23 protein-coding genes and 1 other annotated feature are annotated in these 24,361 nt (G+C 62.4%); of the genes, 20 read left to right on the forward strand and 3 right to left on the reverse strand.

The window, feature by feature from the left end; all coding sequences use genetic code 11:
• The first annotated feature begins 12 nt into the window (after positions 1-12).
• Positions 13-930 carry a collagen-like triple helix repeat-containing protein gene (locus tag B5477_RS05195; RefSeq protein ID WP_242942124.1) on the forward strand — a complete coding sequence of 306 codons (918 nt, stop codon included), beginning with the start codon at positions 13-15 and terminating at the stop codon, positions 928-930.
• A 97-nt stretch (positions 931-1,027) separates the two neighbouring features.
• Here B5477_RS05195 and B5477_RS05200 read toward each other — a convergent pair whose 3' ends face one another.
• Entirely contained in the window at positions 1,028-2,332 is a 1,305-nt protein-coding gene (locus B5477_RS05200; protein WP_079698708.1) for a hypothetical protein, read from the reverse strand.
• 318 nt (positions 2,333-2,650) lie between these two features.
• Here B5477_RS05200 and trxA point away from each other — a divergent pair, with 318 nt between their 5' ends.
• From trxA to B5477_RS05280, 16 genes are all read left to right on the forward strand, one after another.
• On the forward strand, positions 2,651-2,968 hold the full coding sequence (gene trxA / locus B5477_RS05205; protein WP_079698709.1) for a thioredoxin: 318 nt from the start codon (positions 2,651-2,653) through the stop codon (positions 2,966-2,968).
• 266 nt (positions 2,969-3,234) lie between these two features.
• Positions 3,235-3,729: a DUF4830 domain-containing protein gene (locus B5477_RS05210; RefSeq protein ID WP_079698710.1), complete on the forward strand. Its 495-nt coding sequence runs from the start codon at positions 3,235-3,237 to the stop codon at positions 3,727-3,729.
• 154 nt (positions 3,730-3,883) lie between these two features.
• Entirely contained in the window at positions 3,884-4,819 is a 936-nt protein-coding gene (locus tag B5477_RS05215; RefSeq protein WP_079698711.1) for a tRNA (adenosine(37)-N6)-threonylcarbamoyltransferase complex transferase subunit TsaD, read from the forward strand.
• Positions 4,816-6,042, forward strand: a complete 1,227-nt coding sequence (xseA, locus tag B5477_RS05220) for an exodeoxyribonuclease VII large subunit (RefSeq protein ID WP_079698712.1) — start codon at positions 4,816-4,818, stop codon at positions 6,040-6,042. The genes B5477_RS05215 and xseA overlap by 4 nt, the downstream gene beginning before the upstream one ends.
• A 4-nt stretch (positions 6,043-6,046) precedes the next feature.
• Complete coding sequence (gene xseB, locus B5477_RS05225) at positions 6,047-6,253, forward strand: exodeoxyribonuclease VII small subunit (protein WP_079698713.1); 207 nt, start codon at positions 6,047-6,049, stop codon at positions 6,251-6,253.
• A 1-nt stretch (position 6,254) separates the two neighbouring features.
• Positions 6,255-7,157, forward strand: coding sequence for a polyprenyl synthetase family protein (locus B5477_RS05230; protein ID WP_117507976.1), 903 nt, complete (start codon positions 6,255-6,257; stop codon positions 7,155-7,157).
• A gap of 77 nt (positions 7,158-7,234) precedes the next feature.
• Complete coding sequence (locus B5477_RS05235; RefSeq protein ID WP_079700392.1) at positions 7,235-7,723, forward strand: divergent PAP2 family protein; 489 nt, start codon at positions 7,235-7,237, stop codon at positions 7,721-7,723.
• A 43-nt stretch (positions 7,724-7,766) separates the two neighbouring features.
• Entirely contained in the window at positions 7,767-9,614 is a 1,848-nt protein-coding gene (gene dxs / locus B5477_RS05240) for a 1-deoxy-D-xylulose-5-phosphate synthase (RefSeq protein WP_242942125.1), read from the forward strand.
• 12 nt (positions 9,615-9,626) lie between these two features.
• Complete coding sequence (locus tag B5477_RS05245) at positions 9,627-10,430, forward strand: TlyA family RNA methyltransferase (RefSeq protein ID WP_079698715.1); 804 nt, start codon at positions 9,627-9,629, stop codon at positions 10,428-10,430.
• A 12-nt stretch (positions 10,431-10,442) separates the two neighbouring features.
• On the forward strand, positions 10,443-11,300 hold the full coding sequence (locus B5477_RS05250) for an NAD(+)/NADH kinase (protein ID WP_079698716.1): 858 nt from the start codon (positions 10,443-10,445) through the stop codon (positions 11,298-11,300).
• Positions 11,301-11,335: 35 nt separating this feature from the next.
• Positions 11,336-11,800, forward strand: coding sequence for an arginine repressor (gene argR, locus B5477_RS05255; RefSeq protein ID WP_079698717.1), 465 nt, complete (start codon positions 11,336-11,338; stop codon positions 11,798-11,800).
• A 28-nt stretch (positions 11,801-11,828) separates the two neighbouring features.
• Positions 11,829-13,514, forward strand: a complete 1,686-nt coding sequence (recN, locus tag B5477_RS05260) for a DNA repair protein RecN (RefSeq protein ID WP_079698718.1) — start codon at positions 11,829-11,831, stop codon at positions 13,512-13,514.
• Between the two features lie 235 nt (positions 13,515-13,749).
• Positions 13,750-14,964, forward strand: a complete 1,215-nt coding sequence (locus B5477_RS05265) for a hypothetical protein (RefSeq protein WP_079698719.1) — start codon at positions 13,750-13,752, stop codon at positions 14,962-14,964.
• Between the two features lie 79 nt (positions 14,965-15,043).
• Positions 15,044-15,294 (forward strand) — a binding site (T-box leader).
• Between the two features lie 91 nt (positions 15,295-15,385).
• A complete protein-coding gene (gene tyrS, locus B5477_RS05270; RefSeq protein ID WP_079698720.1) occupies positions 15,386-16,627 on the forward strand; it encodes a tyrosine--tRNA ligase in 1,242 nt (413 codons plus the stop codon).
• Between the two features lie 262 nt (positions 16,628-16,889).
• Entirely contained in the window at positions 16,890-17,330 is a 441-nt protein-coding gene (locus B5477_RS05275) for a hypothetical protein (RefSeq protein ID WP_143533546.1), read from the forward strand.
• Positions 17,327-19,717, forward strand: coding sequence for an Ig-like domain-containing protein (locus B5477_RS05280; protein ID WP_079698722.1), 2,391 nt, complete (start codon positions 17,327-17,329; stop codon positions 19,715-19,717). Before B5477_RS05275 ends, B5477_RS05280 begins: the two co-directional genes overlap by 4 nt.
• Before the next feature lie 124 nt (positions 19,718-19,841).
• On the opposite strand, the gene B5477_RS05285 is transcribed toward B5477_RS05280, so the two are convergent.
• Together B5477_RS05285 and B5477_RS05290 are read right to left on the reverse strand one after the other, a co-directional pair.
• Positions 19,842-20,243, reverse strand: coding sequence for a putative ABC transporter permease (locus B5477_RS05285; protein WP_242942126.1), 402 nt, complete (start codon positions 20,241-20,243; stop codon positions 19,842-19,844).
• A 96-nt stretch (positions 20,244-20,339) separates the two neighbouring features.
• Positions 20,340-20,828 carry a methylglyoxal synthase gene (locus tag B5477_RS05290; RefSeq protein ID WP_079698723.1) on the reverse strand — a complete coding sequence of 163 codons (489 nt, stop codon included), beginning with the start codon at positions 20,826-20,828 and terminating at the stop codon, positions 20,340-20,342.
• 227 nt (positions 20,829-21,055) lie between these two features.
• Between B5477_RS05290 and B5477_RS05295 the strand changes: the two genes are divergently transcribed.
• From B5477_RS05295 to B5477_RS05305, 3 genes are all read left to right on the forward strand, one after another.
• Positions 21,056-21,772: a peptidylprolyl isomerase gene (locus B5477_RS05295; RefSeq protein ID WP_159448938.1), complete on the forward strand. Its 717-nt coding sequence runs from the start codon at positions 21,056-21,058 to the stop codon at positions 21,770-21,772.
• 104 nt (positions 21,773-21,876) lie between these two features.
• On the forward strand, positions 21,877-22,626 hold the full coding sequence (locus B5477_RS05300; RefSeq protein WP_079698725.1) for a peptidylprolyl isomerase: 750 nt from the start codon (positions 21,877-21,879) through the stop codon (positions 22,624-22,626).
• A 226-nt stretch (positions 22,627-22,852) separates the two neighbouring features.
• Positions 22,853-24,337, forward strand: coding sequence for a DUF1846 domain-containing protein (locus B5477_RS05305; protein WP_079698726.1), 1,485 nt, complete (start codon positions 22,853-22,855; stop codon positions 24,335-24,337).
• Positions 24,338-24,361: the final 24 nt, after the last annotated feature.

The following is a 24,361-nucleotide window of genomic DNA, read 5'->3' on the forward strand; positions in this document are numbered from 1 at the left end:
GGCGCGACCGGCTTGGCTGGCGCGACCGGTGCGACCGGCGAGGCAGGTGCAACAGGAGCCACGGGTACAGCTGGCGCGACCGGTGCAACCGGGGACCCGGGCCCGATCGGCCCGACTGGCGAGGCGGGTGCGACTGGAGCCACCGGTGCCACTGGGGCGACTGGCGCTACCGGAGCGACCGGAGCGACCGGAGAAACCGGCCCGATCGGCCCGACGGGGGAAACCGGTGCCACTGGAGCGGATGGAGCCACTGGAGCGACCGGAGAAGCCGGCCCGACCGGGGCGACGGGGGAAACCGGCGCCACCGGAGCTGACGGCGCCACTGGAGCGACCGGGGAAACCGGAGAAACCGGCCCAACCGGGCCCACTGGGGAGGCCGCGACCATCACCATCGGGACGGTGACCACCGGGGACCCGGGCACCGATGCCGAGGTGACCAATTCCGGCACCCCGGAGAACGCGATCTTCGACTTCGTGATCCCGCGGGGCGAGCCCGGCGGCGGCGGGGCGCCCGAGGTGCTGGCGACGGTCGACACCGCGCCCCAGCAGACGGCCGTCAACAGCCCCCTGGTCTTTACCGACAACCCCCTGATCTCCGGTGCGGCGATCAGCCACACAGCCGGGTCTTCCAGCGTACAGATCAACCTGCCGGGTATTTACCAGGTCATCTTCCACGGCACCATATCGGTCAATACCGGTACCCCCATCCCGTCGTCCTTACAGGTGAGCCTCAATCTGGATGGCGTTCCGGTTACCGGGGCGAGCGCGCGGCATTCTTTCTCGTCCACCGACGAGGTCGCTACCATGTCCTTCGACCTCCCCATCCGGGTGACCAACACGGTGGCAAACCTGGAGGTCATCGCCGATCAGGATGGCTTTACCTTCGAGGACGTGGCCCTCACCGTCATCCGCCTGGGCGACGCAAGCTGACCACGACGCCCGATTCCATGTTAAAAGCCCGGCCCCGCATATGCTGGGCCGGGCTTTTAAGCCACCGCCTACGCTGGAAAAGCGGGGCGGGGCGGGATCAGTGGTCGAAGGCGGCCAGGCGGGGACGGTTGGCGGTGGAATCCCACCGCCAGGTGTTGGTGAAGTCAAAGCCGGAAAAGCTCGATTGCTGGGCCATCTGCGCGGTGGACAGCGCGGTGCCGCCCGCGTTGCTGGCGGGGCCCACGTCGCCGTAGGACCCAATGGTGGCGTTGGCCCCTTTTCCACTCTGCCAGTAGTTGCCGCTCAGTCCTCCGGTGCCCGTGCCCAAAAGATAGCCGAACAGGGCGCCCACACCCCGCCAGATCGTGCCGCTTCCGATGCTCAGCGTCCCGTCGGAATAGCACTGTCTGATTTGCAGTGTCGAATGGGGCGGGTACCCGACCAGACCTCCGGCGTAACGGTACGGCCCGCTCGCTGCCGTAAGCGAGCCGGAGAAGTAACATCCGGCCATATCGAGCGATACGTTGGGGGCGTGTCCCACCAGTCCGCCCATTGTGATGTTGGTACTGGTAGAGGTCACACGGACCGAAGCGGCGCTGTAACAGCTGCGCACAGTGAGGGATCCGTTTTGTGGAATCTGGGCGGCAAGCCCCCCGGCCCGTAACCCCAGAGTATCAATTTGGCAGGAGGCGTCGACGCCGAGATTTTGGATCGTCCCGGCCGCGAGGCCGAAGAGGCCCGCGTTTTCCTTGCTTCCGCTGATTTTCATATTACGGATCACATGCCCGCCCCCGTCGTAGGTCCCGTCGAATGCGCTGTAGCCGTTCCCGCCGATTGGGGTCCAGTCCCCATAGGAGGACAGATCCAGGTCGCCCGTCTGCAAAAAGCTCTGACCGCCGGTGAGGTGCGCTTCATGGTTGAGATGCTGCAGCTGCGCGGGGGAGCATACCCGGTAGGGATTCTGCGCGCTTCCGTCGCCGAGATAGAAGGCTCCCCCGGTCCCTTCGGGGCAGCCGCAGGTCGGCTTGGTGGTGAAGGTGACGCGCTTGGCGGCCGCTGAATCGAGGCCCACGCGCTGATCCCCGGGATGCGCGGTAATTTGCAGGGTGTACGCCGTGGGCCCGCTGGGGTCGTAGCACAGCGGCAGATATATGCTCTGCTCCCCGCCCGAGGCGGCCACCTCGGCGGTGACCAGCGGCGTGCCGGCCGCGTTCCCGGCTTCGAACACCTCGAAGGTATAGCGGTCGGCGCGGGGCGAGGGGGTGAAGGGAATCTCGATTCCGTAGCCGCTCTCGTAGCCGTCCCGCACCGTCACCGTTGCGGCCGCCGCCGGGGCGGCGAGCACCGGGAGCAGAGGGAAGCAGCAGAGCAGGGCGAGCGCACGGATGCCGGTTCGTTTCATGGGGAAGCCTCCTTTAGAATAAGAAAGACCGATAGAAATACTTTCTGTCGGTCTTGGATCCAGCGGGAGACCGGTCCAATTTGCCGGATTCCCTTGAAAAAGGTGACAGAATAGGATATAATTAGGACAAATCTGGAAGCGGCCGGAGAGCCGGTATACAGGTTTTACCAATTTGAACGATTCGATGGCCCAAAGAAAGTATTTCTACGGGTCATTTTAATTTTAAGGATTTTTGCGGGCTTCAAAAAATAGTCATATTTACCTGCTATGCTACAAATAATAGAATGGAACATGAATGTGCAAAAGGAGGAAGAGTCAATGGCGTTACAGCATTGGACCGAAGCAACCTTCCAGCAGGCGGAGGAGCAGGGCGTCACAGCCCTGGTCGATTTCTATGCCGACTGGTGCGGCCCGTGCAAGATGCTCGGTCCCATCGTGGAGCAGCTTGCCGGCGAAATTACCGACGGGACCCTGATCGGCAAGGTGAATATCGACGAGAATCCGGCCGTCGCCCAGAAGTTTGGGGTGATGAGCATACCGACCGTGGTGGTGCTCAAAGACGGCAAGGAGGTTGCCCGCTCGGTGGGCTTCACCTCGAAGGACAAACTGGTTTCCCTGCTCGCGCAGGCAAAATAGCAGGCAATTCCCGGTAGGGAAGCCCGCCCGGGGCTTTCGGCAAGATGACGGCGGGGAAAGGCTCCGCCCACGGGATCGGATCTTTTCATGAGTATAAGCAAAACGGCGGGGAATAACCCGCCGTTTTGCATTTTCAGGGTTAAAACGGGGGACGGGGGCATATAGATGAGGGTAGGACCCAGCTGTCTTGGGGACATGTAAGGGGCGCGGCAATTAAAGGCGAATACGCGCCCTTGGGGATAACGTTCGGGGTTGGAGGTTTCACTATGCTTTTGATGTCCTTTCGTCTGAATAAACGCCTGCTGTCCATTTTGTGCAGCGCGGCGGGAATCCTGGTGCTTGCGGTGGCGGTGATGGGGGTGCTCTCCCAGCGCCGCGCCGAAGTCCCGGTCTCGATCAGCAGCAGCGGCGCGGTGGTCAAGAATTATACCGTCGCCACCAACCAGGAGCGGCTGAACTTCATCGCCCAGTTCGGCTGGGAGGTGGAGGAGGAGCCCTGCGAGATCATGGATGTGGTCGTGCCCAAGGAGTTCGACGAGGTCTATGAGAATTACAATGAAATCCAGAAGTCGCAGGGCCTGGACCTGAGCCGATACCGGGGAAAGCAGGTCAAACGGTACACCTACCGGGTCGTCAATTACCCCGACTGCGGCGACGAGGTGCGCCTCAACCTCTTGGTGGCCGAAAGCAAGGTGGTCGGCGGCGACGTATGCTCCCTGGCGCTCGACGGCTTCATGCACGGCCTGCGTTACGACGGCTGAACGGGCCCGCCTGCACAATGGTGCGGGCGGTTTCTTTTTGCTCGAAAATTTATGCAAAATGGTTTGAATATACAAAGAGAATATGCTAAAATAAAGCAATAGCGGTATGCAAACAGGTGCATAATTATCATATCCGCACGGGAGGAGGGGAGCCGTGGCGCTGTATTTCGGGATCGACACCAGCAACTACACCACCTCGGCGGCGCTCCTGTCGGGGACGGGCGCCCTTGTCCAGCATAAGAGGCTGCTCCCGGTGCGGGAGGGCCAGCTCGGGCTGCGCCAGAGCGACGCGGTTTTCGAGCACACCCGCCAGCTCCCCGAGATGATCGAGGCTTGCTTTGGCGAGCGGCGCGCGCCGCTCACGGCGGTGGGCGCTTCGGTGAGTCCCCGGGACGCCGAGGGCTCCTACATGCCCTGCTTCCTTTGCGGGTCGGGCGCCGCGCGCATACTGGGCGCGGCCTTTGGCGTCCCGGTCTATTCCTTCTCCCACCAGGCCGGGCATGTCGCGGCGGCGCTCTATTCGTCCGGACGGCTCGATTTGATGGAAAAAAGATTCATCTGCTTTCATTTTTCGGGCGGCACCACCGACTGCCTGCTCGTTTCGCCGGGGGAGCCGCTGCAGATCACACTCGCGGCCACCTCGCTGGACCTCAAAGCCGGACAGGCCGTCGACCGGGTGGGCAAAATGCTCGGGCTTGGCTTCCCGGCGGGGCCGAAGCTCAGCGAGCTGGCCCTGCGCTTCGGGGAGCCGAAGGCGCTGCGCCCCGTCTTCAAGGGGGAGGACGCCAGCCTGTCGGGGGTCGAAAACCAGTGCGCCGCGCTGCTGCAAAGGGGCGCGCCGCCCGAGGAGGTCGCCGCGCACTGCCTCTCGTATATCCTGGCGGTGGCGCGCCGCATGGCAGAAAACGCCCGCCTTCGCTTCGGTGAGCTGCCGGTGGTCTACGCGGGCGGGGTGATGTCCAGCCTCTTCCTGCGCCCGGTACTGGAGCGTGAGGGCGGCGCCTTCGCCGCGCCCGAATTCTCCTCGGACAACGCCGCAGGGATCGCGGTGCTCACCCGCTTTTGGCACGAGAGGAAAGGGATCGCATGAACACGACCATCACCGTCTCCCAGCTCAACCGCTACGTCAAGGCGCGGCTGGATGAGGATTACCGGCTGCAGGACCTCCTGCTGTCGGGGGAGATTTCCAATTTTAATAACCACTACCGCTCGGGGCACTTCTACTTCGTGCTCAAGGACAAGGACGCGGCCGTCCACGCGGTGATGTTCCGCTCCAACGCGCAGTCGCTGCGCTTCCTGCCCGCGGACGGGATGAAGGTGGTGGTGCGCTGCTCGGTCTCGCTCTACGAGCGGGACGGCAGCTACCAGGTCTACGTGCGGGAGATGTTCCCGGACGGGGCCGGGGCGCTGTATCTCGCCTTCGAGCAGCTCAAGGCGAAGCTCTCGAAGGAGGGGCTCTTTGACGAGGCGCGCAAGAGGGAGCTGCCGCACTATCCGCAGACGGTTGGGATCGTCACCTCCCCGACCGGCGCTGCGGTGCAGGATATGATCAATATCCTCTCAAGGCGCTGGCCGCTGTGCGAGGTGCGCTTCGCCCCGGCCACCGTGCAGGGGGACGGGGCCGCCGGCTCGATCATCGCGGCGCTGCGCGCCCTGACCGGCGAGGGGAAAAGCGAGCTGATCATCGTCGGGCGGGGCGGAGGCTCCTTCGAGGACCTCTTCTGCTTCAACGACGAGGCCCTCGCCCGGGAGATTTACCGCTGCCCGGTGCCGGTCATCTCGGCGGTGGGCCACGAGACCGATTACACCATCTGCGACTTTGTCGCCGACCTGCGCGCGCCCACCCCCTCGGCGGCCGCCGAGCTGGCGGTTCCCGACATGCGGGAGGTCTGCTTTTTGCTGGGGAACCTGGAGGCGTCGATGGGCGACACGCTCGGGCGCAAGCTCAAAGGATACGAGTCCCGGCTGCAAAACGCGGCGGCGCTCGCACATTCCCACGCGCCGATGGCGCGGCTGCGGGAGGCCCAGCAGCGCGTCGATTCGCTCGGGGAGCGGCTGCGTGCGCAGATGGCGCAGCAGATGCGGCTGCGGCGGGAGCGCCTGCACGCGCAGGGCGCGCTGATCGAGTCCCTTTCGCCCCTGCGCACCCTCGCGCGCGGCTACAGCGTGTTAAAAAAGGAAGGGGAGGGCGTGCGTTCAGTGTCGCAGGTGCGGCGCGGCGATGCGCTGACCGCCTTTTTGGCGGACGGGCAGCTCTCGCTGACGGTAGAGGAAATCAAGAAAACGAAGGCCCGCACAGGGCTTGGAGGATAAGCAGATGGCCGAAAAAATTTCCTTCGAGCAGGCGCTCGACAAGCTGGAGGGCTATGCGCAGGCCCTCTCCTCGCCCGACGTCAGCCTGGACGAGAGCATCAAAATTTATGGCGAGAGCGTCAAGCTGATCGCCCAGTGCCAGAAGATGATCGAGCGCGCCAAGCTCAGGATCGAGCAGGTTGAAGCGGCGCAAAAAGAGGAGGAAGCGTAAATTGTCTTATGATTTTATGAGCGTGCAGCAGCGCTATATCGAGCAAATCGAGGTGGCCCTTGAGGGGGCCATCGGCAGCGAGGAGGAGACCCTTTACGGGGTGGTGCAGGAGGCCATGCGCTACAGCACCCTCGGCGGCGGCAAGCGGCTGCGCGGGATGCTCTGCCTGGAGCTTTGCCGCCTCGGCTGCGGCGAATATGAGCGGGCCGTCCCCTTCGCCGCGGCGATCGAGATGATCCACGCCTATTCCCTGATCCACGACGACCTGCCCTGCATGGACAACGACGAGCTGCGCCGGGGCAAGCCGTCCTGCCATGTGCGCTTCGGCGAGGCGAACGCGCTGCTCGCCGGCGATGCGCTGCTCACCCGCGCCTTCGAGTACGCGCTGCGCGAGTGCGACTATGCCGCCATGGGCTACGAGCGCGGGGTGCGCGGCGCGCTCACCCTGGCACAGTGCGCCGGGCTCGACGGGATGATCGGCGGGCAGGCGATCGATCTGCGCTTCGAGAACACCCGCCAGATGACCCCCGAGGTGCTGGGCACCCTGCACGCGCTCAAGACCGGCGCGCTGATCCGGGCGGCCTGCCTGATGGGCGGGATCGCCGGCGGGATGGACGAGGGGCAGCTCGAGCTCTGCGAAAAATATGCCGCCCAGATCGGGCTGGCCTTCCAGATCATGGACGACATCCTGGACGTGACGGCCACCAGCGAGGAGCTGGGCAAGCCGGTGGGGAGCGACCGCTCGAGCGGGAAGACGACCTATGTGGTGCTCTACGGGGTCGAGGAATCCCGCAAGATGGCGCAGGAGTGCGTGCAGGAGGCCAAAAAGTGCCTGCACGATCTGCATATCGAGGAGCCGTTCTTATACGACGTGGCCGAGATGGTGATCAGCCGCACCCACTAAAGCGCGGCTTTTAAATGTTTTTTGCCCTTCGGGGCGGATCAAAGGACAAGGCCGCCGGCGGCGGTATGGAGGTTTGCATGGAAGCAATACGGATGCTGACCAGCAATTATCTGATCAATGTGGGCGCTCTCTCCTGGCTGATCGCCCAGGTGCTCAAGACGCTACTGACCTATCTGACCTCGGGGAGATGGAACTTCGAGCGGCTCTTCGGCGCGGGCGGGATGCCAAGCTCCCACTCGGCGCTGGTGTGCAGCCTCGCCATCGGCATGGCGCGCAAGGTGGGCTTTTCCTCCCCCGAGTTTGCGCTGTCGCTGGCCTTCGCCGCGGTGGTGATGTACGATGCGATGGGGGTGCGCCGCTCGGCCGGGGAACAGGCCAAGGTGATTAACAAGCTGGTCTTCGGCTTCAAGTTCCTGGACGTCAGCGGCGCGCAGGAGGAGGACGAAACCCGCCTGCCTAACCCGGACCAGAAGAAGCTCAAGGAATTCCTGGGCCACACGCCGCTCGAGGTGCTCGGCGGCGCGCTGCTCGGAATCCTGATTGCAATGATCGTTCCGGTCAATTAACAAGGCTGGCCCTGCCCAAGGACCCCGAATGAGGGAGGCTGTCATGCAGCAGTATGCGCTTTTAGATAAAATCAATTCCCCACAGGACGTTAAAAGACTGGATGCGAGGCAGCTTCCGGTCCTGGCCGGGGAGATCCGCCACAAGCTGATCACCACCGTGTCCCGCACCGGAGGCCACTTGGCCTCCAATTTGGGGGTGGTCGAGCTGACCATCGCGCTGCACCGGGTGTTTAGCTGCCCAAAGGACCGGATCGTCTTCGACGTGGGGCATCAGTGCTATACCCATAAGCTCCTGACCGGGCGGCGGGAGCGCTTTTCCACCCTGCGCCAGAGCGGGGGGCTCTCCGGCTTCCCCAAGCGGGGCGAGAGCGAATACGACGCCTTCATCGCCGGGCATTCGAGTACCTCGATCTCGGCGGCCATCGGGCTGGCGCGGGCAAAGCGCCTGCGGGGCGAGGAGGGCAAGGCGATCGCCGTGATCGGCGACGGGGCGTTTGCCGGCGTCGCCTTCGAGGCGCTGAGCAACGTCGACGAGACGCTTTCCAACCTGGTGGTCATCCTCAACGACAACGAGATGTCCATCTCCAAAAACGTCTCGGCCTTTGCGCACCACCTGGCCAAGATCCGCAATACCAAGGGGTATTTCGAGCTCAAAAGCGGAGTGGAGCGCACCCTGGGAGCCATCCCGCTCGTCGGGCGCGGGATGGTCGGGGGGCTGTCGGCCATCAAGGGCGCGGCCAAAAACATGCTTTATAACTCCAACCTCTTTGAGGACATGGGGTTTACCTATCTCGGCCCGGTCGAGGGGCATAACCTGCCCCAGCTCTGCGCCGTCTTCGAGCGGGCGCGGCAGATGGACGAGCCGGTGCTCATCCATGTGCACACCCAGAAGGGGAAGGGCTACAAGCAGGCCGAGGAAAATCCCGGCGCCTTCCACGGGGTATCGAAGTTCGACCCGCGCAAGGAGCAGCAAAACGATATGCCGGCCGACTCGTTCAGCGAGCAGATGGGGCTGTACCTCACCGAGCTGGGGGAGCGGGACAGCCGGATCGTGGCCATCACGGCGGCGATGAAGTACGCCACGGGGCTGCACCACTTCTCCACCCGTTTTCGGGACGAGGGGCGTTTTTACGATGTGGGGATCGCCGAGAGCCATGCGGTGATCTTCGGCGCGGCGCTGGGGGTTGGGGGGATGCTCCCCTTCTTCGCGGTTTATTCCTCCTTCCTGCAGCGGGCCTACGACCAGCTGCTGCACGACTGCTGCCTGGAGCGGGTGCACCTCGTGCTGGGGGTGGACCGCGCGGGGCTGGTCGGGGAGGACGGCGAGACCCACCAAGGGCTCTTCGACGTACCTTTTCTTTGCAGCCTGCCCAGCTGCGCCATCTATTCCCCCGCCACCTATGACGGGCTGCGCCGCTGCATCAGCCGCGCGCTCTATGAGGAGGAGGGGCTTTGCGCCGTGCGTTACCCGCGCGGGCGGCAGACGCTGGTGCTGCCGGACAATGCAAAGGACTGCGGGGACTACTACGAGATCCCCCCAAAGGGGGAGGAGCAGGGGCTGCTCATCACCTACGGGCGGGTGGCGGCAAACGCCCTTGGGGCGCTCGGGATAGCGGGCCGCGCCTACCGGGTGCTGCTGCTCGAAAAAATCTGGCCGCTGCCGCGCGAGGTGCTGGATAGTGCGCGGGCGGCCGGCAAAATCGTGATGATCGAGGAGAGCGCCGCGAGCGGCTCGCTCGGCGAGCATCTGCTCGCCGCACTGGCCAAAACGGGCTGGAAGGGCGATTTCTGCCACCGGGCGATTGAAAACCCGGTGGTCGCGCAGGGCACCGTCGAGCAGTGTATGCAGGCGGTGGGACTGGACGGGGAAACCTTAGCCAAAATCCTTTGACGGAGGGCTTCGATGAAGGAAAGACTGGACGTGCTGCTGTGCAGCCAGAACCTCGCCCCCTCGCGGGAGGCGGCCAAGCGCCTGATCATGGCCGGGGCGGTCTATGTGGACGGGCAGAAGTGCGACAAGGCCGGGATGAGCGTCTTAACCGACGCGCCCATCGAGGTGCGTTCATCCGGCGAGCGTTATGTCAGCCGGGGCGGCTATAAGCTGGAGCGCGCGATGGAATGCTTCCCAATCTCGCTGCAGGGTGCGGTCTGCATGGACATCGGCGCCTCGACCGGCGGCTTCACCGACTGCATGCTGCAAAACGGCGCCAAAGAGGTCTATGCGGTGGACGTGGGCTACGGGCAGCTCGCCTGGAAGCTGCGGGAGGATGAGCGGGTGCACAATCTCGAGCGCACCAACATCCGCTATGTTACAGAGGAGCAGATCCCGGAGCCGGTCGATTTTATCAGTATAGACGTTTCGTTCATCTCGCTGACGCTGGTGCTGCCGGTGGCGCTGCGGCTGCTGCGCGAGGGCGGGCAGCTGGTGGCGCTGATCAAGCCCCAGTTCGAGGCCGGCCGCGAAAAGGTCGGCAAGAAGGGCGTGGTGCGCGATAAAGGCGTCCACCGCGAGGTGGTGGAGCGGGTCGTGTCCTTCGCCCTCTCGCAGGGTTTTTCGCTCGGGGGGCTGACCCATTCGCCCATCAAGGGCCCGCAGGGGAACATCGAATACCTCGCCTGGCTCAAAAAGGGCGGCGAGGGGAGCGCGGTAAGCGAACAGGAGATCGCCGAACTGGTCGAGCGCTCCCACGACGAGCTGGACCGATAGGAGGGTTTTGCGGTGAAGATACTGATCGTCCCCAATCTGCGCAAGGACGGGGCCGCCGGGCATACCCGCGAGGTGATCCGCCGTTTTATCGAGCTCGGGTGCGAGGTCACGCTGGGGGAGCAGTTTTCCTATATCTTTGAAAATTCGGGCGCGCGCTTCGGCAATTATAGTACCGAGCTATCAAGGGCCGATATGATCGTCGCCATCGGCGGGGACGGCACCATCATCCACTCGGCCAAGGACGCGGTCACCGCCGATAAGCCGATCCTGGGGGTCAACCTCGGGCGGCTGGGCTTTTTGGCCCAGCTCGAGCTGCAGGATCTCGGGCTGCTCGGCGAGATCGTGGCGGGCAACTACCGCACCGAGGAGCGGATGATGGTCAAGGCCACCCGGGTGCTGCCCGATTCGCGGCGGGAGCGCTACTATGCCTTAAACGACATCGTACTCTCCAAGGGGGCCCTCTCGCGGATGGTGGACCTGGACGTGCGCTGCCAAAACGAGATGGTGGGCGCCTTTCGCGCCGACGGGCTGATCTTCGCCACCCCCACCGGCTCGACCGCCTATTCGATGTCGGCGGGCGGGCCGATCGTGGACCCGGCGATCGATTCGATCGTGATGACCCCCATCTGCCCGCACGCGCTCGGCTCCCGGCCGCTGATCTTCGCACCCGAAAAGGTGCTGTCGGTCAACCAGCGGATCGTCAACTACACAGACAAGCTCTACATGACCATCGACGGCGAGCAGGCGGTCATGATCAACCCGGAGGATAAAATCGAGATCAAGCGCTCCACCCGGCGGGTCAAGCTGGTGGCGCTGGACCGGCGCAACTTCTACGAAATTCTCAGCGATAAGCTCAGCTCCCGGGGCTGACCCCAAATAAACGGCAACAGGAAGGAGAAACATTCATGTCCAAGTTCAAGCGGCACGCCAAGATCATGGAAATCATCTCGGAGAACCGCATCTACACCCAGGAGCAGCTGCTCGAAAAGCTGCACCAGGCCGGGTTTTCGGTCACCCAGGCCACCGTCTCGCGGGATATCCGGGAGCTGCGGCTGGTCAAGGTGCAGATGTCCGACGGGGGCTACTGCTATTCCGGGGCCAAGGCGCAGGACTCGCACATCTCCTTCCGGTTCCACGCCATCTTCAAGGAGGCGGTCTCCAAGATCGACTGCGCCCAGAACCTGATCGTCATCAAGTGCTACACCGGGATGGCCAATGCGGCGTGCGCCGCGCTGGACACCATCGAGTGGCAGGGCTCGGTCGGCACCATCGCCGGGGACGACACCATCCTGATCATCATGCGGGACAGCGAGTCGGCCGCCGCGCTGGTGGACGAGCTCTACCAGCTGCTCAGCCGCAGCAAGGCGTAAATCCGAAAAGCGGGAGGGGCGTGGAAACGTGCTCAGAAATCTATACATCGAAAACCTCGCGGTGATCAGCCGCGCCGAGATCGAGCTGTGCGAGGGATTTAACGTCTTTACCGGCGAGACGGGCGCGGGCAAGACCATCCTGATGGGCGCCATCGGGGCGGTGCTGGGCAGCCGCACCTCGCGCGACCTGATCCGCAGCGGAGAGCAGCGTGCGGTGGTCACCGCCCTGTTTGACTCCCTCTCCCCCCAGACGCTGGCGGTGCTCGACGAGTTCGGCTATGCCCCCGAGGAGGACGGCACCCTGCTCGTCTCCCGCACCATCCGTCCCGATTCGACCGACTGCCGGGTGGGCGGGCGGCCCGCCACCGTCACGGTGCTGAAAGCCCTGGCGGCGACGCTGGTGGACCTGCACGGGCAGCACGACAACACCCGGCTGCTCTCGCCGGAATACCACCTCTCGCTGATCGACCGCTTCGGGGCGCTGGGCGGGCGGCTGGCGGATTATCAGGAGAGCTACCGCGCGCTCGGGAAGATCAAGGAGGAGCTCGACGCGCTCGAGATGGACGAGGGGGAGAAGGCCAGAAGGATCGACCTTTTGGAGTACCAGATCGGGGAGATCGAGAAAGCCGCGCCGGTCTCCGGCGAGGAGGAGGAGCTTTCCGAGCGCCGCGAGGTGCTGCGCAACGCCGAGAAGATCGCCGCCTCGCTGGGGGCCGCGCGGGAGCTCATCAGCCCCGAATATGCCGAGGGGCCGGGGCTCCAGGAGCAGCTGGGCGCTCTGCTCGAGGAGCTCGGCGCCGCCGGGCGGTATCTGCCGGGCCTCCAGGAGCCGGCCGAGCGGCTGCAGGAGGTCTACTACGAGCTGCAGGAGCTGCACGGCGAGCTGGGGAGCGAGCTGGAAGCGGTGGAGTTTAGCCCCCGCGCGCTGGACGAGCTGGAGGCGCGCCTCGACCTGCTGCACGGGCTCAAGGTAAAGTACGGCGGCTCGGTCGAGGAGGTGCTCGCCTTCTGCGCGCGCGCTCAGGAGGAGCTGGATTCGATCGTGCGCAGCGACGAGCGCCGCGCGGCCCTTTCGCAGAGCTATACGAAAGCGCTGGCAAGGGCGCAAAAACTGGCCAAGGAGCTCTCGCAGGCGCGCGCCGCGGCCGGTAAGGCCTTCGTCGTGGCGGTGGAGGAGCAGCTGCGCTTTCTGGATATGCCCTCGGTGCGCCTCACCGTCTCGCAGGAGGAGCGCCCGCTGGGACCGATGGGGGCCGATTCGATCGAGCTGCTGATCTCCCCGAACCCGGGGGAGCCGCCGAAGCCGGTGCAGAAGATCGCCTCGGGCGGCGAGATTTCCCGGATCATGCTCTCGATCAAGAACACCCTGAGCGCCGGCGAGGAGGGGGTCACCTCCATCTTCGACGAGGTGGACGCCGGGGTGAGCGGCCGGGCGGCCGACAAGATCGGCCTTAAGCTCGCGGCGGTGGCGAAGGGGAGGCAGGTGCTCTGCGTCACCCATCTGGCGCAGGTGGCGGCCTATGCCGACCGGCACCTGCTGATCCGCAAGGAGACCGAGGACGGACGCACCTTCACGAAGGTGGCGCTGCTCGAGGGGGAGGCCCAGGCCGGCGAGCTGGCAAGGATCATCAGCGGGGACGCGGTGACCGGGGCGGCGCGTCAAAACGCACAGGAGATGCTTTGTGCCGCGCGGGAAAAAAAGGCTGAAAACTAAGGCCGGTTAAATTTTTTCTACCTAAAAATGACCGTTAGCATTGCTAGCTAACGGTCATTTCTTATCGTCATATTCCAAGTTCGGAAGCATTTTCTTTCGGTTGCTTCCGAACTTGTCCTAATTATATCCTGTTTTACCACCTTTTTCAAGGGAATCCGGCATTTTTCCCGCCCTTCCCGCCGGCCGCTGCCCCCAAGCTAGCAATACTAGCGGTCTTATTTGGAGGGTAGATCGCATGAGTAAACGACGGGTTTTCGCGGCGGCGCTGTTCCTTTGCCTGCTGCCGGCCGTCCCGGTCCGGGCGGCGGGGGGCGGGGTGACGGTAACGGTGCAGGACGGCTACTCCTGCGACTACGGGGTGGACGTCCCCTTCACCCGCTCGGCGCGCACCGGCAGCTATACCTTCGCCCTCTACCCGGGCGAGGCCATGAGCGGCGCGCCCGAGGTGACGGCCGCGGTGGAGATCACCGCGGCAAAACAGGTAAACGTGCACCTTCCGCTGCGCTATGATCTTGCCGGGCCGAGCACCTGGACGCTGCAGGTCACCGCCCACGTCGCACCGGGCCGGGAGGCCTTTGACCGGGAGGCGTCGGCGACCGGCACCTTCACCACCGCGCCCACCTGCGGCTGCCCCGCCGGGACGGCGGGGGCCTACTATGCGGGGAACGGTGCGTCATACCCCTATCTGATCCAAAACCAGGCCCAGCTCGCCCATATGCAAAATCACCTTGGTTCCAGCCTGCGGCTGGAAAACGATTTGACCCTGAGCGGCAGCTGGACCTCGCCCGGGGCCTTCACCGGCGTTTTCGACGGGGGCGGACATACGATCAGCGGGCTGGGTTCCACCACCGGCGGATTGTTCAGTGTTGTCAGCGGGTCGGACGCACGGGTGAAAAATGTTACCATAAACCAGCCAGTGATCAGCGCCTCCTACTATATGCAGGCGCCGAACAAAACGCACAACTATGCTGCGGGAGGCATTGTCAACCGGCTTTCGTCCGGCGCGCAGCTTCTGGACTGCACCGTGAGCGGGGCCGACATCATCGTCGACGGGGCAAACAGTTCCTATGGCGAGACCTTCAGCACCGTCGGCGCGGTTGCCGGTTGGGCGGAATACTCCAGCCTCCTGCGCTGCAAGGCGGTGGGCGGGACGGTTGCGGGCACATCGAAGAGCCAGACCTATCTGGGCGGAATTGTGGGACTGAGCTATGATTGCACTTTTGCCGAATGCCTCTCCTCGGCGGGTTTTGGTGCCAGTACGGGTCCGAACGGGATTGCCACAGGTGGTATTGTCGGCGCTGAATATTATGCCTCCACCCTCAATATCTTTCAAAACTGTCACTGGACCAACCCGGCCGGGGCGATCGGCTGGGGCTTAGGGGGCAGTGTGAACGTCGTCCCCAATACCGGTGAGAGCTTCGGCAATTCCCAGGTTGCCTCGATCGGGTGATCAGGCTCCCTCAACCGGGGAAACCATGCTTGACAAATCGAAACGGGTGGGGTATACTGGCTCTCGTAAATGTTCATACCAAAAGGCTGAGAAGAAAAGAAGTAGTCCCCAGTGCCGAATTTTCAGAGAGTGCGCGGCCGGTGCAAGCGCATAAAGGAGGCGGGGATGAATACATTTCGGAGCCGCCGTCTGAAAAAGAGTAGGACCGTGCCGGGTGCGCCCGTTAAAGCGCGGGGGTATGTCAGTACCCATGAGGTTCTTACCGCCTGCTGAAACCACTGGGGGCGGGGAACAAATAGAGGTGGTACCGCGAGTTTATTCGCCCTCTGCTCGAACGAAAGTCCGGGCAGGGGGCTTTTCCGTTTTGATGCGATAAAGCGTCCGGCTCCGGGAAAACCAGAAACAGGAAAGGAACAAGAGCATGAAGATTTTTGAAGAACTGGAGCGGCGCGGCCTGATCGCGCAGATGACCCATCCCGAACTGATCCAGCAGCGGCTGGACAACGAACAGGTGACCTTCTACGTCGGCTATGACGCCACCGCCGACAGCCTGCATGTCGGACACTTTTTGCAGCTGATCACCATGGCGCGCCTCCAAAGGGCGGGCCACACCCCCATCGTGCTGCTGGGTACCGGCACCACCATGGTGGGCGACCCCACCGGAAAGACCGACATGCGCAAGATGTTAACGGTCGAGCAGATCGACCACAACGCCATGTGCTTCCAGCGCCAGATGTCCAAATTCCTCGACTTCGGCGAGCCGGGTGAGCCGGGCAAGGCGTTCATCGCCCGCAACGGGGACTGGCTCAAGAAGCTCAACTACATCGAGTTTCTGCGGGACGTGGGGGTGCATTTCTCGGTCAACAAAATGCTCACCGCCGAGTGCTTCCGCTCGCGCATGGAGAAGGGCCTTTCTTTCCTCGAATTCAACTACATGCTCATGCAGAGCTACGACTTCCTGCACCTCTACCGCACCTATAACTGCAAGATGGAGCTGGGCGGGGACGACCAGTGGTCGAACATCATCGGCGGCGTGGAGCTGGTGCGCCGGGCCGAGGGGCAGGAGGTCAGCGGCATGACCTTCACCCTGCTGACCACCAAGGAAGGCAAGAAGATGGGCAAGACCGAAAACGGCGCGGTCTGGCTCGATCCCGAAAAGACCAGTCCTTACGAGTTCTTCCAGTACTGGCGCAACATCGACGATGCGGACGTTGTCAAGTGCCTCAAGCTCCTGACCTTCCTGCCCATCGAGGAGATCGAGGCGATGGAGAGCTGGGAGGGCGCGCAGCTGAATAAGGCCAAGGAAATCCTCGCCCACGAGGTGACCGCCATGGTGCACTCCAAGGAAGAGGCGGATAAGGCGCTCGAAGCGTCCAAGGCGCTCTTTTCTCAGGGGACCGACAGCGCGCACATGCCCACCACCGAGATTGAAGCCAGCAGCTTCCAGGACGGCAAGCTGCCGGTGCTTGATTTGCTGCTGGCCTGCGGGCTGGTCCCCTCCAAGGGGGAGGGCCGCAGGCTCATCCAGCAGGGGGGCTGCACCATCGCCGAGCAGAAGGTCACCGATGCGAACGCCATGGTCAGCGAAGAGGACTTTGCCGGCGGCGCCCTGATCATCAAAAAGGGCAAGAAGGTCTTCCACAAGGCTGTGCTGAAAAAATAAAAGAGATAAAAAGTGCCCGGGCCGCAAGGCCCGGGCACTTTTTGAGAGTACAAAAGACCGTTAGTATAGGTTACTAACGGTCGTCTTTTTGCTGTTTTTTAAAAGGAGCGGCAGGTTTTTAACCCACCCCTTCCGAATTTATCCTAATTATATCCTGTTTTGGAACGGATTTCAAGTCAAAACGGCTTTTTTCGCCGAATCCCTCACAATGGAAGACCGAAAGCAACCTATGCTACAGGTCTTTTTTGAGGAGGACGAAAGCATGAAAAGAAAGCTGTTGGCCATCATCCTGGCCGCGTTGGCACTCTGTATGCTGGGCGGCTTTACGCTAGGGGGAAGGGGGGCGCGCAGCATTCCTGCGGGAATGCAGCTATCGGCTGACGCCGATGGCGCGTCTCACGGGGGGAATCATCCCCCCGTGGGCCCCCTAACTCTCCGAGGGGGACAGGAGGAGCTGGAAGTTTTTGAACAAAATATTTCCGCATTCATTACCGCCGGGGACCGCGAGGCCCTGAAAGAAATCTACACCGCGATGTATGAGGCCGGGGAGCTGACGGCCGGGGAATATGCCCTCGCGAAGCGGTGGGACTGGATCATCCCAGAGAGCGAGCGGATACCGCTCGACGACTTCGAGATCGATGTTGCGGGCATTCGCACCGGGACGGGCTGGGAGAGCGGATACAGCGGGGGCGGAGTGCGATGAACCGCCGCCTTTGCATCCTCGCGCTCGCGCTGTCGCTGACGGCGGGGCTCTGCCTGCCCGCCGGGGCGACGCTCGGCGAGAGCGGGGGCTTCGATTACGGGCCCGCCCCGGTCCCCGAGGGGAGAACGGCCCGGGCGGCGCTGTTCTCCGCCGGGGCGGAGACGGAAGCGATCACCGTCAAGCTGGGCAACAACAATCCGGACCTGATCACCGGCTTCACCGTCGCCGCCGCCCCGGCGGGCGGTGGCGCGGCCCTCTATGGCGTGCGGCAGGGGGCGGGCTGGGACTATAAAATCCCGTTTGCTTCCCCGCCCCAGGAGGACACCGACTTCACCATCACCGTGACCTCCCAAGGCAGCGCTCCGGGCTTCCACGCGGCCGGGGTGAAGGAAACGGTAATGACCTACAACGCAATCAAGAGCCTGACGATCAAGAGCGGGGATACCGACGCGACCGGGAAAAACCTCTATCTGCAGACGAACAACGCCCAGGGGCGGCAGAGCGTGCAGCTCGCCGCGACGAAAAATGGCAGTTCCGGCTCCACCGGCCCGACCGGCTACCCCTACATGAAGGCGAACGGCTACGCCGAACAGGTCCTCTGGACGAGCAGCAACGAGGCGGTCGCGTCGGTGGACGCGACCGGGCTCATCACCGCCCACAACGGCGGGACGGCGACCGTCACCGCCAGCGTCTATGGCGGGAGGGTAAAAGCCACCTGCACGGTCAACGTCTCGGCGGTGACAGGGGTGTCGCTGAGCCACACCGCCTATACCCTCTTCACCGGTGGCACGGCGGCCGAGACACAGTTTACCCTCACCGCCGCCCTGACGGGCGGGGTATCCAGCGACGAGCTGGAATGGACGAACAGCAATCCCGGCGCCGCCGCGATGACAGTCGCGGCGGACGGGCGCAGCGCCTCCATCGACGCCAGCGGCAGGACGGCGGGCAGCACGACCATCACCGCCCATATCAAGGGTGCGCCGGACACGGCGCAGTACAAGGCGAGCTGCATCGTCACGGTGGTAACCATCGGCAGCGTGAGCGTCAGTCCGAACAGCTATACGATTTACACCCTGGGGGAGCCGAGAACGGTGCAGCTGAGCGCGACGGTAACGCCCAGCGCCGCCCCGGTCTGGAGCAGCAGCAACCCGGCCGCCGCGACGGTCAACCAGACCGGGCTGGTAACAGCCGTCGCGCCGGGGAGCACGACCGTCACCGCGACGGTGGGCGGTAAAAGCGGGAGCAGCACCATCACGGTCAAGGACAAGATTCCCGTCGCCTCGGTGACCGTCTCGGGTACCAACAGCCTCACGCGCACCAGCGACAAGACCACCGTCACCACCCAGCTTGCGGCGACGGTCAATCCCTCGAACGCGACCCTCCCGGCGGTGACCTGGGCGAAGACCGGCGGCAGCGCCAATATCAACATCAGCACCTCCGGGCTGGTGACCGCGACCGCGGCGGGCAGTGCCACCTTCACCGCCACCGCCGACGGCGTGACGAGCGCCCCCTATACCGTGACCGTGACCGACCAGGGCCCGACCGGGATTACAATCAGCGCCGCCGCCGCAACGGTCACGGTGGGGAAAACCACTGCACTGAGTGCCACGGTGACCCCGGCAAACGCCTTCAACACCAACGTGACATGGAAGAGCAGCAATCCCGCCGTCGCTACCGTCAGCCCTGCCAGCACCGCCAGCGGGGCGAACGTCACCATTACCGGTGTGGCGGCGGGAAGCGCCACCATCACCGCCACTGCCGCAGGAAACACCAACTGCAGCGCCTCCTGTACCGTGACAGTGCAGCCGGCTTACCCGAAGGATGACAGTGGAAACAATATCACCTCCTCCAGGCTTGGACAAACGATCACTTGGGCGGGACGCAGCTGGTGGGTCATCGACGCCGGCGGTAGCCAGTACGGCGGCAAAACAAATTCCGTCGTCCTGCTGGCGAACTTTAACTATACGAGCAGCATATTCGGCGGCAACAATACATACAGCGGCAGCACGGTACGTGCGCACTGCAGCAATTTCTATAACAGTTTGACCGCTGCCCAAAGAAGAAAGCTGTCACCGCACAAATATGTGGGAGACTATGCCTGGCTGCCCAGTGCCTATGAAATTTATGGCAGCAGCAAAAATAATGTAGGCTGGGCGGGTGATCTTTATGAAATTCCCAGGCAGTTTAGTTATCTCTCTAAAAATAGTGTAACTTCAGCCAATTATAATCTGGTAAAAAGCATTTATGGCGGAAGTATAAGTTGGCTGCGTTCTCCAAATTCGAAAAACAGCAGTGTGGGAGTCGATGTTGCGGCAGCAGGCACATTGAGTACAGATTATTTGAGTTCATCCGATCAGGTCCGCCCCGCCGTCATCCTCAACCCCTAATAGCAAAAGACGGCCCCGCGAAGGAACCTCCTTCGCGGGGCCGCTGTTTCCGGAAGCACCCATAATGGAAATTTTGAGAAGGGCGCAACGCCAATTCCCGCCTTGAAGGCAAGAGGCGCGTCCTTTATGCTTCTTCGATTTTCAGCCGGCTGTCCAGCAGCTTTGCCACCCCCATGATCGGGGCGGAGAGCATGTACCAAAGGGAGGAATACATCAGGCTGATCTGCCCGAGCAGGTTCATCGGCAGGGTGCGGTAATCCCAAACGTTCATCCCCAGCCAAAGATTGACGATACATCCCGAGCAGAACTCCACCGCCGTAATGACGGCCGCGCCGGCCGCGCACTTTGCAGCCAGGTTTTTCCCCAGCAGTACGGTGCGGTTGAGGTTTTCGATCAGAAAAAAGCACAGTCCGCCGGTCAGATACATGGTCCAATGGGTGTGGCCCCGCCACAGCAGTTCGATCAGGCAGTAACCGGTCCCCCCGAAGGTGAAGACCAATGTTTTTTTCACAATACGGGTCAGCAAAGTTTTTCACGCTCCAAGCATTAGGTTTGCTACCTTATCAGGATGACCCTGAGCGTGAAAAATATGCCTTGCAATATTTAGGAAAACAGCGCGGTTTTATTTGGCGTCGCTGTATTCCTGGGAACGCGAGCGGATGCGCTTGGCGTAGTCGATGATGGTGCGCTCATACTGAGCCTCCATCAAAGGGGAGGAGAGCAGGAAGTCCGCCGTGGATTTGTTCGAGGCCACCGGGATGTCGTAGAGCACCGAAATGCGCAGCAGCGCCTTGACGTCCGGATCGTGCGGCTGGGCGGCGAGCGGATCCCAGAAGAAGATCATGAAATCAATTTTGCCCTCCGCGATCCGCGAACCGACCTGCTGGTCGCCTCCCATCGGGCCGCTGTTGAAGGCGGTGACCGGCAGCTGGGTCTCGTGCGCGACGATGGTCGCGGTGGTCCCGGTGCCGCACAGGAAATGGTGGCTGAGCGCTTCGCGGTTCTGCTTGACCCACTCGATGAGGTCGCGCTTGCGGTTGTCGTGCGCGATCAGGGCGATGTGCTTTTGTTTTTCCATTTTGACAAGGGTATAGTCCTTCTCGAATTCCATCGTGTTAGCCTCCTTGGGCGTGCCGACGGCGCCTTTGCCGAAGGCCTTGTCGTATTTTTTCCATTATATCATTTAGTTTTATGTGGCTGCAAGCCTTTCGCGGGGCGGATGTGCGAAAAAATGGCCGATCGGCCATTTTTTAAGAATCATTCACAATTTGTTAATTCAGCTTGCCTGCCGGCAGGGTATAATGGAAGAACATCAGGCTAATGTGGGAGGCGAAAACTATGCGTGCAGTATCGTTGCTGACAGCCTGTTCGGTCATGCTGTCTTTGAGCGGCTGCATGACGCAGGACGAACTTTTGCCCTTCGACGGGTCGCGGGTCACGCTTTTACAGCTCGCCCCGCTGATCGAGGGGGAGGACATCGCGGTGATCAGCACCGATTTCGGGGAGATCCGCATGCGCTTCTTCCCCAGTGAAGCGCCCAACGCGGTGAACAACTTCGTCACCCTGGCGCGGGAGGGCTTTTTCAACGACCGCGCGGTGATCGGGCCGCGGGGGCTGCTCGCGAGCAGCCTGCCGGTGCTGATCTCAGGCAGCAGCGACGATAGCGGGAAGAAAGGGGTTAGCCGGGTCGGCGGCAAGCCCTTCAAGCAGGAAATATCCGCGAACCTGTGGCAGATTACCGGCGCCGTTTCAGTGCTCGACGACACGGACAAGGGGGACAGCCGCTTTTTCATCGCAGGCAGCCGTCCGGTACCCGAGTGGCAGCTCGATGAAATCGAGGCGGCCTGCTATCCGCAAAACGTGATCGAGGCCTACCGCACCTACGGCGGGCTGCCGGAATATTCGTTGGAATACTCCGTTTTCGCCCAGGTGGTGCAGGGCCAGGAGGTGGTGGACGGGATGATCGAGAGCCTGCAGACAGGCGGGAAGGGCCTTACCATCAACACGGTGGAGATCATCTCCTACGACCCCGACGGGGATACGGCCGATCCGTGAGAAGTTTGGAAAAGGGAATTTTCAAAATATTGTTTGATTTTTTCTCTTTTTATGATAGAATAAACGGGTACATGGAATAACAAGAACTTTTGAGGTGACAATTCGTGAAAAAAATTCTGATTTTGCTTTGTGCGATTACTGTTTTATCGGCCTCAGTGCTCTCCGGCTGCGGGAAATCCAGGGAGGAAGGCGCCGAGGGCAACTCGTCCGAAACCTCCCAGGAGGGTTCCTCCGAAGGGGAAAACGGCGAAGACGGGAGCCAGGAAGCGACCCTCGTGCAGTTCGAGGAGCCGGGTGAGGACAGCGTGATCGCTACCATCAAGACCAGCATGGGCGAATTCCGGGCGGTGCTCTATCCCGAGTATGCGCCCAAGGCGGTCGAGAACTTCAAGACCCACGCTGAGAACGGCTACTACAATGGGCTGACCTTCCACCGCGTGATCAAGGACTTCATGGTCCAGAGCGGCGATCCGAAGGGTGACGGCACCGGCGGCGAGAGCATCTGGGGCGAGCCGTTCGAGGATGAATTCACCTTCGATCTGTGGAACTTCTACGGCGCGCTTTCGATGGCCAACTCGGGCGAGAACACCAACGGCAGCCAGTTCTTCATCGTGCAGGCCAAGGAGGTCCCCGAGGAGATGCTCGACCAGATGAAAGAGGCCGGCTTCCCCGAGAACGTGATCGAGAAGTACAAGGAGGTCGGCGGGACCCCCTGGCTCGACCACAAGCACACCGTCTTCGGCTATATCTATTCCGGTATGGACACGGTGGATAAGATTGCGAACGTCGAGGTCGACGAGAACGACAAGCCCGTCGAGAGTGTGATCATCGAAGAGATCACCTTCAATAAGTAAATCCGAGCGATCAGCCGCCCGGCGCTTCTGGCGCCGGGCGGCTTTTTTGCGCAAATACCGGCGGCGGACGGAAAAGATGAAAATAGGCGCGCGTCTGCTGCTTTTTCTTACTTCGCTGCGCTCAGCCATAAAAAAGAGGGCAAATCCGGTTGTAAAAGTTTGAAAAATTTTTTATAATGAAGGAGTATGGTGATTTTGGCAAAATGTGAGGGGAAGGTCTGGTGCTATGAAAGCGGTCGGCTTTGACAACGAAAAATATGTGCGTATGCAGTCCGAACGGATCGAAGAGCGGATCGGTCAATTTGACAACAAGCTCTATCTCGAATTCGGAGGCAAGCTGTTCGATGACTTTCACGCCTCGCGGGTGCTGCCGGGCTTTGCGCCGGACAGCAAGGTGAAGATGCTCCTCGAGCTGCGCGACGAGGCCGAGATCGTGATCGTGATCAACGCCTCGGACATCGAAAAGAACAAGGTGCGCGGGGACTTGGGGATCACCTATGATTTGGACGTGCTGCGCCTGATCGACGCGTTTCGGGGGATCGGGCTCTATGTGGGCAGCGTCGTCATCTCCCAGTACGCTTCCCAGCCGGCGGCCGACGCCTTCAAAAAGCGGATGGAGGCGCTGGGGGTGCGCACCTATATCCATTACCCCATCCCGGGGTATCCCGCCAACATCCCGCTGATCGTCAGCGACGAGGGCTACGGCAAGAACGAGTATATCGAGACCACCCGTCCGCTGGTGGTGGTGACGGCGCCCGGCCCCGGCAGCGGCAAGATGGCCACCTGCCTCTCCCAGCTCTACCACGAGTATAAGCGGGGGGTCAAGGCGGGGTATGCCAAGTTCGAGACCTTCCCGATCTGGAACCTGCCCTTAAAGCACCCGGTTAACCTCGCGTATGAGGCGGCCACCGCCGACCTCAACGATGTCAATATGATCGACCCCTTCCACCTCGAGGCCTACGGCGAGACCACCGTCAACTACAACCGCGACGTGGAGATCTTCCCGGTGCTCAGCGCCATGTTCGAGAAGATCACCGGGAAGTGTCCCTACAAGTCCCCGACCGACATGGGGGTCAACATGGCCGGGTACTGTGTAACCGACGAGGACGCGGTCTGCGCGGCCTCCCGCCAGGAGATCGTGCGCAGGTACTACCAGGCGCTGTGCGACCAGCGGCAGGGGCGGGTGGACGCCGAAACGGTCTACAAGGTCGAGCTGCTGATGAACAAGGCGGAGGTGACGCCCTCGGACAGGCGGGTGATCGCCGCGGCGCTCGAGCGCGCGCAGAGCACCGGCATGCCGGCGGCCGCCATCGAGCTTTGCGACGGGCGGATCATCACCGGCAAGACGTCCCCCCTGCTCGGGGCGAGCGCGGCGGTGCTCTTAAACGCCCTCAAGGTGCTCGGCGGAATCCAGCACGACATCCACCTGATCTCGCCCATCATCATCGAGCCGATCCAGAACCTGAAGACCAAGCACCTGGGCAACCACAATCCCCGGCTGCACACCGATGAAATCCTGGTCGCGCTCTCGATCTGCGCGGCGACCAACCCGACGGCCGAGCTCGCCATGAAGCAGCTGCACAAGCTGCGCGGGTGCGAGGCGCACTCGTCGGTCATCCTCTCGCATGTGGACGATTCGACCTTCCGCAAGCTGGGGATGAACCTGACCTGCGAGCCGCAGTATCAGACCAAGAAGCTGTATCACAAGTGACGTTTGTCCATAAAAAGGGGGGCT

Source organism: Provencibacterium massiliense (assembly GCF_900169495.1).
Classification (GTDB): domain Bacteria; phylum Bacillota; class Clostridia; order Oscillospirales; family Ruminococcaceae; genus Harryflintia; species Harryflintia acetispora.